The 14,263-nt window shown below is 63.3% G+C and carries 12 protein-coding genes; 4 read left to right on the forward strand and 8 right to left on the reverse strand.

Annotated features, from left to right (window positions below):
- Positions 1 to 38: 38 nt before the first annotated feature.
- A complete protein-coding gene (locus OVA00_RS05505; RefSeq protein ID WP_034805722.1) occupies positions 39 to 650 on the forward strand; it encodes a glutathione S-transferase family protein in 612 nt (203 codons plus the stop codon).
- A 63-nt stretch (positions 651 to 713) separates the two neighbouring features.
- Here OVA00_RS05505 and OVA00_RS05510 read toward each other — a convergent pair whose 3' ends face one another.
- Positions 714 to 1,214: a hypothetical protein gene (locus tag OVA00_RS05510; RefSeq protein WP_268088311.1), complete on the reverse strand. Its 501-nt coding sequence runs from the start codon at positions 1,212 to 1,214 to the stop codon at positions 714 to 716.
- Positions 1,215 to 1,282: 68 nt separating this feature from the next.
- Between OVA00_RS05510 and OVA00_RS05515 the strand changes: the two genes are divergently transcribed.
- Positions 1,283 to 1,453 (forward strand): hypothetical protein, encoded by a 171-nt coding sequence (locus OVA00_RS05515; protein WP_268088312.1) that lies wholly within the window; start codon positions 1,283 to 1,285, stop codon positions 1,451 to 1,453.
- Positions 1,454 to 1,717: 264 nt separating this feature from the next.
- Positions 1,718 to 2,620: a hypothetical protein gene (locus OVA00_RS05520; protein WP_060581030.1), complete on the forward strand. Its 903-nt coding sequence runs from the start codon at positions 1,718 to 1,720 to the stop codon at positions 2,618 to 2,620.
- A 141-nt stretch (positions 2,621 to 2,761) separates the two neighbouring features.
- Here the strand turns inward: OVA00_RS05520 and OVA00_RS05525 are convergent, their stop codons facing one another.
- The 7 genes from OVA00_RS05525 to OVA00_RS05555 all read right to left on the reverse strand — a co-directional run bounded on the left by OVA00_RS05525 (position 2,762) and on the right by OVA00_RS05555 (position 12,981).
- Positions 2,762 to 3,685 carry a response regulator transcription factor gene (locus OVA00_RS05525; RefSeq protein ID WP_060601704.1) on the reverse strand — a complete coding sequence of 308 codons (924 nt, stop codon included), beginning with the start codon at positions 3,683 to 3,685 and terminating at the stop codon, positions 2,762 to 2,764.
- Entirely contained in the window at positions 3,678 to 7,064 is a 3,387-nt protein-coding gene (locus OVA00_RS05530; protein WP_034805730.1) for a hybrid sensor histidine kinase/response regulator, read from the reverse strand. Before OVA00_RS05530 ends, OVA00_RS05525 begins: the two co-directional genes overlap by 8 nt.
- A 172-nt stretch (positions 7,065 to 7,236) precedes the next feature.
- Positions 7,237 to 8,640, reverse strand: coding sequence for a CehA/McbA family metallohydrolase (locus OVA00_RS05535; RefSeq protein WP_268088313.1), 1,404 nt, complete (start codon positions 8,638 to 8,640; stop codon positions 7,237 to 7,239).
- Between the two features lie 7 nt (positions 8,641 to 8,647).
- The gene (locus tag OVA00_RS05540) at positions 8,648 to 9,751 is read right to left on the reverse strand and encodes an ABC transporter ATP-binding protein (protein ID WP_268088314.1); all 1,104 of its coding nucleotides are present in this window, start codon (positions 9,749 to 9,751) and stop codon (positions 8,648 to 8,650) included.
- A 13-nt stretch (positions 9,752 to 9,764) separates the two neighbouring features.
- On the reverse strand, positions 9,765 to 10,595 hold the full coding sequence (locus OVA00_RS05545) for a carbohydrate ABC transporter permease (RefSeq protein WP_029742802.1): 831 nt from the start codon (positions 10,593 to 10,595) through the stop codon (positions 9,765 to 9,767).
- Positions 10,595 to 11,503, reverse strand: coding sequence for a carbohydrate ABC transporter permease (locus tag OVA00_RS05550; protein ID WP_057251755.1), 909 nt, complete (start codon positions 11,501 to 11,503; stop codon positions 10,595 to 10,597). Before OVA00_RS05550 ends, OVA00_RS05545 begins: the two co-directional genes overlap by 1 nt.
- Before the next feature lie 116 nt (positions 11,504 to 11,619).
- Complete coding sequence (locus OVA00_RS05555; protein ID WP_029742799.1) at positions 11,620 to 12,981, reverse strand: extracellular solute-binding protein; 1,362 nt, start codon at positions 12,979 to 12,981, stop codon at positions 11,620 to 11,622.
- Positions 12,982 to 13,213: 232 nt separating this feature from the next.
- Between OVA00_RS05555 and OVA00_RS05560 the strand changes: the two genes are divergently transcribed.
- Positions 13,214 to 14,254 carry a LacI family DNA-binding transcriptional regulator gene (locus OVA00_RS05560; protein ID WP_268088315.1) on the forward strand — a complete coding sequence of 347 codons (1,041 nt, stop codon included), beginning with the start codon at positions 13,214 to 13,216 and terminating at the stop codon, positions 14,252 to 14,254.
- The last annotated feature ends 9 nt before the right edge of the window (positions 14,255 to 14,263 follow it).

Below are 14,263 nucleotides of genomic sequence, written 5' to 3' on the forward strand. Positions count from 1 at the left end.
AAGATCCGCATCGCCAAACGCAACCGAGGATCCAGACTATGCTGACACTCTTTCACGCCCCGCGCTCGCGCTCGTCGCGCATCATCACCCTGCTTCGCGAACTCGATGCTCTCGACAAGGTGGAAGTCGAGATCGTCGACATCACTCGCGGTGACGGCAGCGGTCGAAAGGATCCGGCGAACCCGCACCCGGAGGGTAAGGTGCCGCTGCTCGTTCATGACGGTGTGGTGCTCTGGGAAACCATTGCGATCATCCAATACCTGACCGACCTCTTCCCGGAAAAGAGGATGGCGCCGCATGTTGGCGATCCGCAGCGTGGCCGTTATCTCAGCTGGCTTGCCTGGTATGCCGGTGTGGTCGAGCCGGTGCTGATCGCGCAAGCCGCGGGGGTTTCGCACCCCTATTTCGACGCCACCTTCCGCGGCCCGACAGAGATGGCGGCACGCCTGGAAAACGCGTTGAAGGACAGTCCCTATCTGATGGGCGAGCACTACTCGGCGGCCGACCTGCTCTTGCATTCGCCCTTCGCCTGGTATCCCGCGGCAACACCGGATAGCGCCGTCATCAAGGACTGGGTCGAGCGCTGTGGCGCGCGGCCGTCGCTACAATGGACCGCGGATTTCGATGCCCGGGTGGCAGCGGTAGCCTGACGGCGCCGGCAACGCGCCAACTCCGCCCCGGTTCCGGTCCGAAGGGGGCATGGTGGCCCAAGGCTATTTTCGCTTGAGATTGATCTCGCTCGTGACGATCCGCTTGCCGGAAGCGGGATCGACGTCGATCGTCTTCAACTGCATCCCGTTGGTGCCGACCTTGCGTAAGGTCAGGTCGGCACTGCGGTCGCCATTGACTTCCTTCGCCCATCGAATGGTGAGGTTGATCGCATCGCCGCGTCGTGTGCCGTTGAGCCCGGCGCGGCCGCCGCGGGGGCCGAGATAGGAGCCGCTATAGGTGGACCCGGTAAAGCGCAGCTTCGCGTCGATGGATCGCGAGATCAGCAGCATGCCGCGGCATGCGCCCTCCATCGATAGAGCCGCGTCGCTCGCCTTGGAACTGAAGTTGCAGGAAATGTTCATCGGCGACATGTGAGCACGGATGCGCACCGTTCCGGTGCCTGCCCAGTTGCCGCCAAGGGTCTTCAAGAACGCGCCCTCGTCTGCCCGTGAGGCACTCGTGGACGGCAAGATGAGTGCGGCCATCAGGAGCCATCGCCACATGCCTTGCACCTCCCATTTGCGTGGATGCTGCAACACCCCGTTGCCGCACATGAGCGTCAACGCAACATGTGGCGGCGAAGTTCCTCATTGGCTTCTTTATCTGGCCGGATCTTACGATCGATCAACAATCGGGCACGCATCCGGGCAGCCATCAAAATGTGATCCCTGGCGCTGTTGTATCAGATTTGCCTGCACGTGCGGTGCTGTTTTCAATTTCCCGTATTAACGTTGTTCTCTGAAACAGCGTCTCGTCGTCCCCATCCGTAAAAACGGGTAAAGACTTCGTTACCTTGTAAGTATAGACCTCGATCTGCGCTGTCTGTCCGATTTAGCTATTGGCCGCCGGGGCGGGAGGGGGACTGGTTTATGTTCGGTGTTACGCGCTTTTTGCCTTTTTCAACCGATCCGGGTGCCCGGGTCCGCCTAAAGGCACCCGCCAGCCACCGGTTCATTTCACGCGGTCGCAAGCAACGAACAGCGGTTACGCTGTCTGGAGACTGCCCGTGACGGCGCGATCCGAATGTGTCCGATCTCCGGACGGCGAAACGCCGTTCACGCCTGAGCGGTTCGTCGGCGATCCGCTCTTTGGGGAGGCGTTGCGTCAGGCGGCCCTTCATATGGTTGCGATCCATGACGCCGCTCCGCGCATCGTGCGCTACACCGCCAGCCTGAGAAAATGGCTGCTCACCCAGGCCATCCTGACGCTGCATTTCGAGCGTCTGACCGACCCATCCCGCCCGGAGCTGACGGCGGCAAGGCTGATCGACTTTATCGCCGGCAACAACGTAGCCAGCAAGAACACGGCAGCGGCGCACCTGGCCGAGATGCGCAACTATCGACTGCTTCTCGATGCGGAACAGGGCGGCGACAAGCGGATCAGGCCCCTGATCCTTTCCGATGTCGCCGAGGGACTGATCCGGCAGTGGTTCGAGGGGCACCTTTCGTCGCTCGACAGGCTCGACGAGGGAACAAGGCTGGCGCAGTCGCAAACCGAGCCGACCTTGATGCATCATGCGCTCCCGCGTGCGATGCGGCGGCTCATCGCGGATCGCGCCTGGTGCGACCCACCCGAAAGCATCGCCGCTTTCGTCTCGACGGAGTCGGGCAGCAACATCCTGCACGACCTGGTGGCGCGGCTGCCGACGGGCGTCCTGCCCGATCAGCGGATTTGGATCGGGCCCCTGAAGCCAGGTGAGATCTCCAGCCGCTACATCATCTCGCGCACCCATGCGCAAAGGGTTTTCGCGCGTGCCGGTGATCTCGGCGTTCTCGGCTGGGAGAGTTCCGGCAGCCGCGGTCCGCTCTGGATTTCGCGTGACCTGGTCGACGATTACCGCCATTGGCAAGCGGTCAAGTTTGCCGCACTCGATGAAGCCTTCGCCTGGGCAGCGTTGCAGGCAAGGTGAACGGCGGGCGCGGCCTGAGCGCGTGCAGATTGCTGCTTGCGATGCGTGCCGGTCGGCTGTCGCTTTCAGCAGGTGCTGACCCGCCCATGACGCTGGACGTGCGGCAGCAAGAAGCGGGACGGAAATCGGACCGCAGCCTGCCTACAGACTGTGCAGAACCTGCGTCGCCTTCACCGCGGCAGACGCCCGGTTCTCGACGCCGAGCTTCACATAGATCTGCTCCAGATGCTTGGTGACCGTGCGCGCGCTCAAGCCGAGGATCTCGCCGATGTCGCGGTTCGCCTTGCCCTTGGCGATCCACAGCAGCACCTCCGATTCCCTTGGGGTCAATGCGAAGTGCTGGCGCAACACCGCATCGTCGGAGCGGCGGTTTTCGGCGGTGAGGCGGAAGAGATGTTCATTCGGGCCGATCGAGCCGAGGAAGGATATCTGCAGGGACGACTGCTCGGGCTGGTCGAGCGTGAAGGTGCCGTCGTCGGGCGCTCCGGTGCGCAGGCGGTTTGCCATCCAGCCCGCGATGCGCCGGGTGACGATCGCCATGCCATCGTCGCGGCCGGTTGCGGCGTTGACGAGACGCGTCGCCTGCGGCGTCGACCAGCAGACGCTTCCGTCGCTGCGCACCGCGAGCAGATGGCGGCCGGCCGCGTCAAGTGCGACCCGTGCGCTCTGGGCCGAACGCGCGTTCGAGAGATGGACGCGAATGCGCGCCCTCAGCTCATCGATGTTGATCGGCTTGGTCAGATAGTCGACGCCGCCGGCCTCGAGCGCACGCACCACATGTTCGGTCTCGGTCAGCCCGGTCATGAACAGCACCGGCGTCTGGCCGACGGCGGCGTTGCCCTTGAGGCGTCGGCAGGTCTCGAAGCCATCGATCCCGGGCATGACGGCATCGAGCAGAATGACGTCGGGCGTGATGCGCTCGGCGATCGAAAGGGCGGCGCTGCCGGAGGTCGCGATCAGCACGGAAAAGCCGGATTGCTCCAGCGCTTCCGTCAAGAAACCAAGCGCCTCCGGGGAATCGTCGACGAGAAGCACGATGTCGCGGCGGTCGTTGGCCTCAGCCATGGGCGTCGTCTCCGTTGGCTGCGTTGTTCTTGAGGAAAGCGTCGTAGCCCGAGAGGTCGAAGGCCTGCACATAGGCGCGGGCGGCCTCAGCGAAGGGCTGGTGCTCGGGCTGCAGGGCAATCTCCGTCAGTTTGGCTTCGATGCCCCTGACATAGCCGATCTCTCCAAGGCGGATCAGCTCTTCCACGTGATAGGCGTCGGGGCGCGTCAACGGTTCGGCCGCCGGCGAGGGGTGTGCTTGCTTCTCCTCTCCCTCGTGAACCCAAGTGAGGCCAAGGTGCACGGCGAGCTTGTCGGCGAGTTGCCCGACGGGGAAGGGCTTGGCGAGCGTGTCGTTGTGGCCGCGGAATGCTCCGGTCGCCGAGCCATCGCCGATATTGGCCGAAAGCATGATGATCGGCGCGATCTGCCCGCCCTGGCGCAGCCGCTCGACAAGCTCCCAGCCGCTCATGCCCGGCATCGAGATATCGATCAGGAAGAGGTCGGCGCCGAGGTCTTGAAGCAGCGCCAGACAATCGGCTCCGGACGCGGCCGTCAGCACCGTGAAGTCCATCGGCACGAGGATCTCGCGCATGAGGTCGCGATGGTCGGCATTGTCGTCGACGATGACGATGGTGCGGCGCGGGCCGAGATAGGAGGTGATACGGCGCGGGGCTGCGGGAGGTAGCGGACGATCTACCGCCGACAGCATCAGCCGGACGCGGAAGGTGGTGCCTTGCCCAGGCGTGCTGGTGACTGCGATTTCGCCGCCGAGCGTCTGCGTCAGGAGCCGCGTGATCGTCAGGCCGAGGCCGAGGCCCGGCATACTACCGAGATGTTCGGCCTCGCCGCGCTGGAACGGATCGAAGATGCGCGGCAAATCCTTGTCGGCAATGCCGCGGCCGCTGTCGGCAATCGTGAAGGTCGCCACCTGGCTGCGATAGGCGACATCCAGGCGGATGCCGCCACGCTCGGTGAACTTCAATGCGTTGGATAGGAGATTGACGAGGATCTGCCGCAGGCGCTTTTCGTCGGTCTTCACATGGCGTGGCAGGCCGCTAGCGCGCTCGTGCTCGAAGCTGATGCCCTTGGCCAATGCCTGCGGCCGAAACATTTCGACGATCTGGTCGAGGAAATCGTGAATGTTGATCTCATTGGAATAGACCTGCAGCTTGCCGGCCTCGATCTTCGAGATATCCAAGAGGCCGTCAATCAGGCCGGAAAGATGGTCGGCGCTGCGCTTGATCACCTTGATCGCGCCCTGACGCGCCGGGGGGATCGTCTCGTCGCGCTCCAGAACCTGGGCGTAGCCGAGCACGGCGTTGAGAGGCGTGCGAAGCTCATGGCTGAGGCCGACGACATAGCGGCTCTTGGCGCGGTTGGCTGCTTCCGCTGTTTCCTTTGCCTGCTGGAGTGCGGCGTCGGTCTTCTTGTGGGCGGCGATTTCCTTCAGAAGCAGGGTGTTCTGGCGCGAGGATTCTTCTTCGGCGACGACGCGGCTGTCATGGGCGAGCACGTAGAACCAGGAGACGATACCAGCGAGCACGGCAAAGACGAAGAAGACGACGGCGACCGTGCGCTCGACGACCGCAGCGATCTCGGGAGATGTGCCGGCGGTCTGGTGGGCGATCATCGCGAGGATGAGGCCGATGCCGGCGATCGACAGCACCGCAGAGATCGCGTAGCGGCCGAGCCGCGTCGCGAGCTTTTCCGTGACGGTGCGTGGAAGCAACGTGGTCGCGACGGTCGCGACCTGGGCGTTGAAGCGGGCCTTCGGCTTGCACATGTCGTGGCAGCGGCTGTCGAGCGAGCAGCAGAGCGAGCAGATCGGCGCTGCATAGGCGGGGCACCAGGCCATGTCCTCCGGCTCGAACGGATGTTCGCAGATCGAGCAGGTGATGTCCATCCGGTTGGCCCAGCTCCTGCGCGGCTTGCGCGCGAGATAGAACTTGCCGTCGGTGCCCCAGGCAATCAGCGGCGAGGCGATGAAGGCGACGACCAGCGCGATGTATGGCGCGAGCGAGGCGGCAATCTCGCCGAAGGCACCGAAATGCGCTGTCAGCGCCACGGTCGCCGAGATCGCCATCGCGCCGAGACCCACAGGGTTGATGTCGTAGAGATGGGCGCGCTTGAACTCGATGCCGGGAGGCGACAGGCCGAGCGGCTTGTTGACGAAAAGATCGGCCGAAATCGTGCAAAGCCAGGCCATGGCGATAATGGAGAAGACGCCGAGTGTTTCCTCAAGCAGCCGGTAGATGCCGAGCTCCATCAAAAGGAGCGCGATGGCGACGTTGAAGACCAGCCAGACGACCCGGCCCGGATGGCTGTGGGTGAGCCGCGAGAAGAAGTTCGACCAGGCGAGCGACCCGGCATAGGCGTTCATGACGTTGATCTTCAACTGCGACACGACGACGAAGGCGACCATCAGGAGAAGTGCTGCCGTATCGGAGGGGATCATGTAGCCGAAGGCGGTGTAGTACATCTGCGCCGGATCGGCGGCTTTGGTCGAAGGCACACCGGCAGAAAGCGCCAGCACCACCAGGAACGAGCCGGCGAGCAGTTTGGGCGCGCCGACGATCACCCAGCCGGAACCGGCGAGAAAGACGGCGATGCGGTGGTGCAGCTTGCGCTGTCCGTCCGGCGGCAGGAAGCGCAGGAAGTCGACCTGTTCGCCGATCTGCGCCATCAGCGCGAAGATGACGGCAGAGGCCGCACCGAATTCGACGAGGTCAAAAGGCGCGAAGGTACCCGGAGGACCCGAGGCGTGATGCATGCCCGCATAGGCGAGCCAGGCGCCGACCTTCTCCCAATCGGCAAAGGCGATGAAGACGAAGGGCAGGACGTTGAGCACGATCCAGAACGGCTGCGTGATCAACTGGAACTTGCTGATCAGCCGCACGCCATGGGTGACGAGTGGGATCACGACGACGGCGCTCAGGATGTAGCCGATCCAGAGCGGTATGCCGAGCGCCAGTTCGAGTGCGCCCGACATGATCGAGGCCTCGATCGCAAAGAGGATGAAGGTGAAGCTGGCATAAATCAGCGAGGTCACCGTCGAGCCGATATAGCCGAAGCTGGCGCCGCGGGTGAGCAGATCGATGTCGACACCGTGGCGGATCGCATAGCGGCTGATCGGCAGGCCCACGGTCAGGATCATCAGGCTGGCGACGACGATCGCAACGATCGCATTGGTGGTGCCATAGGACATGGTGATGGCGCCACCGATCGCTTCCAGCGCCAGAAAGGAGATCGCGCCGATGGCGGTCTGGGAAATGCGTTCGGAAGAGAAGCGCCGGGCGCTCTTGGCGGTGAAGCGCAGCGCATAGTCTTCAAGCGTCTGGTTGGCGACCCAACGATTGTATTCCCGCCGGACGGGAATGATGCGCTGGCGTGCCGCCATGGGGGTCCTAACGTGCTGTCGCGGTAGTCTCTGCCTTTTTTCTTAGCACGGAAATTTTCTGCTTAAAATTGCTGCAATCGTAAAATGTGTCGGTAAAGCGGAAAATATGAGCGTGCCGAAATCGGATGCCCCATACTTTGAGAATGAGATCAGTTGCGGAGTGCAGCGGCCGTCAGTTGGGCCGGCAATAGATCGGATTGCTGATGGCCCGGCGGATCGTCTGTTTCGAGAGATCGTCCTCCGAGAGCGCCCAGGGCAAATTTTTGCCGTGGAGGGCCTCCCGGAATGTCTCGACGATCGCGCTCCGGTTGGCGGCCGCGGCGATTTCGGTCCGCAGGAACCGATCGGGCGAACCGGCATAGTGGGCGGTCCAGTCGTCAGCTTCGATGGTCTCTTCACCGACGATGCCGGAAGCGTCTAGCCACAGCAGCCGGTCGCCCTTGGCGCCGCGAGCCAAGGCCTCTGCGGTCACTGGGCCAACCACGGTCGATCCCATCGGTTGGCCGTTGGCGATCAGTTCGAGATGCGGGCCGGTGGGGCTTTCCGTCACGTAGCCGTGGCCCGATCTCATCGTGGCGAGCACGGCGTCTTCGGAGAGTTCATTGAGCCAGAGCACCGTCGTCGGGCGGGCGAGCACCAGCGGTCCCTCCGGCATTAGCCGCGCGGGCTGGTGGAAATCGCTGCCGCCGATGGCGGAGATCTTCAGGCCCGAGGCGAGGCGCTGCTGGTAGCGCTCGAGCGACACCCAGTTCCAGGCGAGCCAATGGGATTGCCAGACCTCCATGCAGTCGATCTCAGGCAGTTCGTAGTCCCAGGGGATGGTCGGCTTGTCGTGGTTGACCGAGAGCAGGCCGCCGCGCTCATGCACCATGCTCGCGAGCGTGCGGGCATGCTCCGGCTTCGTCATGCGAAAATCGACCCAATCGTCGACGCCGAAGACATTGGCGTGGCCGACGGCGGTGGTGATTTCCATGGCGCGGATGAAGATGAGGTCGGCGGAGGAATGCGGATGGAAGTAGCGCCGCTGGGTGATGGTGTTGTGGTCGGCGACCGCAAGAAAATCGAGACCCGCCTGTTTGGCGGCGGCGTGCAGCAGTTCGGGCGAGCCAGCCGCATCCGAGTGGAAGGTGTGGCAGTGCAGATCGCCGCGATACCATCCGGACTGTTTGCGCACGGGGAACGTTCTTTCCGGCTGCGGCACGATGGAGCGCGGGCTTCTGTCGAAATCGACCGTCACGCGAATCTCGGCGCCTTCTTCGGGGATCTTGTAGAGGCCGAGCATCACCTTCCACTGGCCGGGCGGCATCTCGCCGTGAATGTAGCCGGGCGTGGCGTCGTCGGTAGCGATGAAGAAACGGTCACGCGCGCCACCGCTCCAGCCGCGAAAACCCTGGCCGGTCGGATACTCGGTCGCCCGCGGATCAAGCGCGCCGAGATCGATGATGCATGCCTCTGACTTCGGATAGCTGAGCGTCGCGTCGATGCGCGTTACACCTTCGGGCACCTCGAAGGGCAGATAGAAATAGGGATCGGCCGCCTGATGCTTACGGGTGATGCGCACCGAAAATTCCTGCATGGCGGCCTCAGCGTTCGTCTACCGCGGGAATGCGGGCGCCGCTGTCGTCGAAGAGGGTGATGTGCCTGGCGTCGAAGGCGAGATGGACTGAAGTTCCGACCTTGATCTCGTCGTCGGTGAAGATGCGCGCAGTGACGCGACCGTTGTCGCCGCGCTCCAACGTGACGAGGCTCTCCGGCCCCATGTTCTCGTTGGCGAAGAGTTCGCCGGAAACCACGTTCAGGTCGCCTGCGGCCGCGATACGCAAATGTTCGGGGCGGACACCGAGTGTCATCCTGCCTGATTTCGCCGGCTTGGCGATGGCGTCGGTGAGCGCGATCGGTGCGAGCTTCAGGCCATCGGCGCGCAGGTGCAGGGCGCCATCGCCGATGGATGCTTCGACGGGGACGAGGTTCATCGGCGGATTGCCGACGAAGTTGGCGACGAAGGTCGTTGCGGGCCGGCGGTAAATCTCGATCGGCGGCGCGAACTGCACGATCCGGCCCTTGTCCATGACGGCGATGCGGGTTGCGAGCGCCATGGCTTCGGCCTGGTCGTGCGTGACATAGACGGCGGTCATGCCCATGTCGCGCTGCAGGTGGTTGAGGAAGCCGCGCGCTTCGAGCCGCAGCTTGGCATCGAGGTTCGAAAGCGGTTCGTCGAAAAGATAGACCTCGCTCGGATAGACGAGCGCACGTGCCAGCGACGTGCGCTGCTGCTGGCCGCCGGAGATCTGGCTCGGAAGCCGCTTCATCAGGTCGCCGATCTTGAGGATGTCGGCCACTTCCTTGGCGCGGGCGTGGCGCTTGGTCTCCTGCTCGCCGCGCACCTTCAAGGGATAGGCGATGTTGTCGGCGATGTTCATGTGCGGGTAGAGCGCATAGTCCTGAAAGACCATGGAGATGCCGCGGTCCTTCGGATGCAGGTAGGTGACGTCGCGGCCGCCGATCATCACCCGGCCAGAGGTTGGCGTTTCGAGACCCGCGATCATGCGCAGGCTCGTCGTCTTGCCGCAGCCCGACGGGCCGAGCAGGCAGATGAATTCGCCGTCGGCGATCTGGAAGCTGATGTCGGGCACGGCGACGAAGGCGCCGAAGGTCTTGGAGATGTTCTGGAATTCGACAGAGGCCATGACAGATTTCCGATTACGACTTGATGCCACCAAAGAACCGGAAACCGAATTTCCAATTCACGAAGAGATAGAGGGCGATGACCGGCAGCGAATAGATCAGCGAATAGGCGGCCAGCAGCGTGACGATCGGCGTGCCGGCTTCCGAGTAGAAGGAGTAGATGGCGACGGATGCCGGCATCAGCTTGTCGCTGCGCAACAGGATGAAGGGGATGAGGAAGCTGCCCCAGATGTTGACGAAGGCCCAGACGACAACCACGACGATGCCCGGCCGGATGACCGGCAGCGCCACATCGAAGAAGGCCTGGAGCGGAGAGGCGCCGGCGACCATCGCACTCTCCTCATAGGAGCGCGGGATGGCGTCGATGAAATCACGAAGAATGAACATCGCCGTCGGCAACAGCCCGCCGGCAAAGACGAGAATGACGGCAAGATGGGTGTCGATCAGGCCTGCCGCGGAGATGATGAGGAAAATCGGCACCATCGCCGCCGAGCCTGAAACGACCGACGAGAAGAGCAGCAGGATATAGGTGACGGCGCCTTTGCCCGGGATCGGCGAGCGCGAGAGGGCATAGGCCGCAAGCGTCGCCGCCGCGCCGACCAGCACCACGCCGCCCGCCGCCTGGATGAGGCTGTTCAGCAGCGCCTGCATCGCGAAGGTGTTCTGGAAGACGGTGGCAAAATTAGAAAGCGTGAAGGGCGAGGGGATGGCAAGGCCGAGTTCGGCACGGGCATTGAAGGGCGCAAAGATGAACCAGACGAGCGGCAGTGCGAAGATCGTGCCGAGGAAGGTGGCGGCGGCGGCAAAGATCGCGCGCCGCACGAAGATGTTCTGAGTCTTCTGCATCATTCCGCCTCCACCGGCTTCTTGTGGGCAAGGCGAAGATAGACGAGCGCGAAGGCGAGATTGATCAGCATGATGACCACGCCGACGGCAGCGCCCTTGCCGAACTCGAAATCCTTGAACGCGATGCGGTAGGTGTAAATCGACAGGATCTCGGTGCGATAGGACGGCCCGCCATGGGTGAGCAGGAACGGCGTGAAGACGTTGAAGGTCCACATGGTGATGAGGATGAGGTCGGTGACGACATGGCCGCGGATCAGCGGCAGCGCGATGTCGCGCAGCTTCTGCCACGAGGTGGCGCCGGCGACATCGGCTGCCTGGAAGTAACTCGGCGGGATCGACTGGAAGGCCGAGTTGAACAGCATCATCGAGAAGGCGGCGCCCCGCCAGGTGTTGAAAAACACGATCACCCAGAACGGTTGTTGCAGCAGCCAGTCGCCCGGCGGCAGACCGAGGCCGCGCAGGATCATGTTGAGCGTGCCGTTGTCATAGTCGAGGAAGGCGAACCAGGCAAAGCCGATCACCACCTCCGGCAGGATCCAGGCGGCGATGACCGCGGTCTGCAGGAAGGATTTGAGCGTCGGCGTGACCGTCTGGCTGAGCCAGGCGAGCAGCAGCCCGAGCAGCGCCTGGCCGATCAGCGCCGAGAGCAGCACGAACTGGATCGTCAGGATCAGCGAAAACCCGAACTGGCCGCGGGTAAAGAAGGTCGCCGGATTGAAGAGCGCGAAATAGTTCTGCAGGCCGACGAAATCGGGGTCGACGGCCGTGCGGCCGAGCAGTGTGCGGTTGGTGAAGGAAACGAAAATCACCCAGAAGAAGGGAACGATGACGAAGACCCCGACGAGGGCCGTGGCCGGTGCCAGAAAAAGCGCGCCGGCGCGCGTCGAAAGCAGGGAGAATTTCTTCATGCGCGTTTCATGCCCATATCCTGGATCGGGAGCCCGGCCACGGATGGCAGCCGGGCGCTCTGTCGTTGGATCGAAGCGGGATGAGGGCACCGTTGCGGCCGCATCCCGCATTGGCTTTAGAGCGTGCTGACGGTGTTTTCTTCGCCGACGATGGCGATGACGGCCGCCTTGTACTGGGCCATCGCATCCTCAGGCGAGAGCTCGCCGGAAACGACGCTTTCGGTCATGCGCTGGATCTCGGTCGAGACCTTGTTGTAATTGGCGTCGTTCGGACGGGCCGTGGTGATCGGCAGCAGCGTCGTTGCCGTTTCCGTCAGGAACGGCGAGTTCGGGATCGCCACGTCGTCGCGGATGCGGATGGCGGGCTGGATTTCCTGGAACGCGTCGAGCTGCTCCTTGCTGTTCATGAACGAGAGCAGCGCCCAGGATTCGGCAGGCGCGTCCGTATGCGGATTGATGACGAAGCCGGTGCCGCCGGACATCGTGACGAAATCCTGGCCGCGTAAGCCCTTTCCGGGTGCTGCGGCGGGCATCTTCTTCCAGGTCATGGTGTTGTCGCGATCGGCGACGGCGAATTCGGCGCCGGGCGCTGTGACCGAGCGATAGAACCAGTCGCCCTCGACGAGCATCGCCGTCTTGCCATCGCGGAAATTGGCGAAGGTGCGGTTGCGGCCGTCGGCAAGCAGCTGCGCGCGCTGGTCGCCGAGCTTGTCGTCGACATAGATGGTCTTGTAGAGCTTCAGCGTGTCGAGGATGCCCTGGCTCGAAACGATATATTTGCCGCTGTCGTCGGTGACCTGTTCGCCGGTGCCGAGCAGCGCCATCCAGTAGCCCTGCATCGTGGTCGCCTCGCCCATGGAGACGCCGGCGTTGAGCTGCAACGGGAAGCTGTCGGGGGCGGCCGCCTTGATCTTGCGGGCGGCGTCGAGCAACTCATCCCAGGACTTCGGCTGCCAGCTGTCGGCATCGAGGCCAGCCGATTTGAAGAGGTCCTTGCGCACGAAGATCATGCGGGCGTCGGTGCCGAGCGCGATGCCATAGGGCTTGCCCTGGTAGCTCATCAGCGCCTTGGTGCCGTCGGAGATATGCTGCCAGCCCTCCCACTTCGGAACGTCTGGGCCGGCCACTTCCTCGAGCGACTTCAGGAGATTGCCCTGGACGAAGCTCGGGATCAGGAAGCCGTCGAAGCCGGAGACATCAGGGCCGGCGCCGGTGGAGAAATCGAGCGCGAGCTGCTGCGTCAGCTGCTCGTCCTCGCCGCCGAACTGGGTGAGCTTGACGGTGACGTCCTTGCCTTCGGCCTTCATCTTCTCGGTAAAGGCCGGAATGACCTTCTTTTCGATCCACTCGGCCATGCCGCTGTTTACGCCGCCGATGATGCAGCGGCAGGTGATGTTGAGTTCGGTGGCGCTCACTGGTGCTGCAAAGGCGATGGCCGCGGCTGCGCCGAGCAATAGGGAATGAAACCTGGTACGCATGTTTTCTCCTCCCGGTCGATCCACTCAAGGACCTATGTGTCTGGCTGCGACAGTCCGTCCCTCCTCCAGGTCCGGCGTCCCGACGACGGTCAAGAATGAACACGCTTTCATCTTTGTCAACATGGATCATGTGTTCCGTTGGTAAAAATCGGCGGAATACCTATTCCGCTTGACGAAATCGTCGCGTTGCTCTCTTTTGTGAATGAACACGTTTTCATTTTGTGACGGATAGATGAACGAGCGCGCCGACAAGAAAGCTGCCCGAGCCACCGCAGACCAGGTGGCGCGCGAGGCCAATGTTTCCCGTGTGGCGGTCTCGCGGGCCTTCAATCCGAATGCGTCGCTGAAGCCGGAAAAGCGCGACCGCATCCTGCAGGTGGCGCGGGAGCTGAACTACACGCCCGACATGGCGGCACGCTCGCTGGTGACCGGTCGCTCGCATCTTGTCGGCATGATCGTGCCCGACGTCTGCAGCCCCTGGGAGAGCCAGGAGATCGACGCGTTGACGACGGCGCTGCAGGCGGAGGGCTTCGCGACGCTGCTCTTCAAGGCCAAGGCTGATTTCAGCATGGATCCGCGCCTGCTCACCTACATGCGCGGCTTCAATCCGGATTCGGTGATCGCCTTTACCGAGAACATCCTGCCCGATGTGCTCTGCGGCTTTCTCGACCGCGCGGTGCCGATCTACGTGATCTACGACGACGTGAAGCAGTTTGCAGGCGCCGCATCCGGTACGCTCTATGACCGCCTGCTCGTCCGGCAAAAAAACGGCATCGAACAGGCGGTGGCCCTGCTTCACGGCTATGGCGCGCGCCGCATCGCCTATCTCGGCGGCAAGGCGCAGTCGCTCGCCAATGCCGAGCGAGAGCGCACACTAAAGGAGACGCTCGCGGAGCGCGGCATGGATGCGCCGATCGTGCTTGCCGGCGATTACACCTACGACACCGCCTACCAGGCGACGCTCGATCTGTTCCGCATCGGCGAAGGTGCCGATGCGATCTTTGCGGCCAATGACGTCGGCGCCTTCGGCGCGATCGACGCGCTGCGCCACGAGCTCGGGCTTTCCGTGCCTGAGGACGTCAAGGTCGTCGGTTTCGACGACATCCCGCAGGCGCACTGGAAGAGCTACAACCTCACCACCGTGCGCATCGACCTCGAAGAGCGCGTGCGTGCGCTCGTCCGCCTCATCCTGATGCGGCTTCGTGCGCCCGATGCCGAGCCGTTTACCGAGACACTCAACACCCGCCTGATCGTGCGGGGCACCGTCGGCTGAAGGTAGCGA

Origin of the sequence: Ensifer sp. SL37 (assembly GCF_026672675.1) — a bacterium.
Taxonomy (GTDB): Bacteria; Pseudomonadota; Alphaproteobacteria; order Rhizobiales; family Rhizobiaceae; genus Ensifer; species Ensifer adhaerens.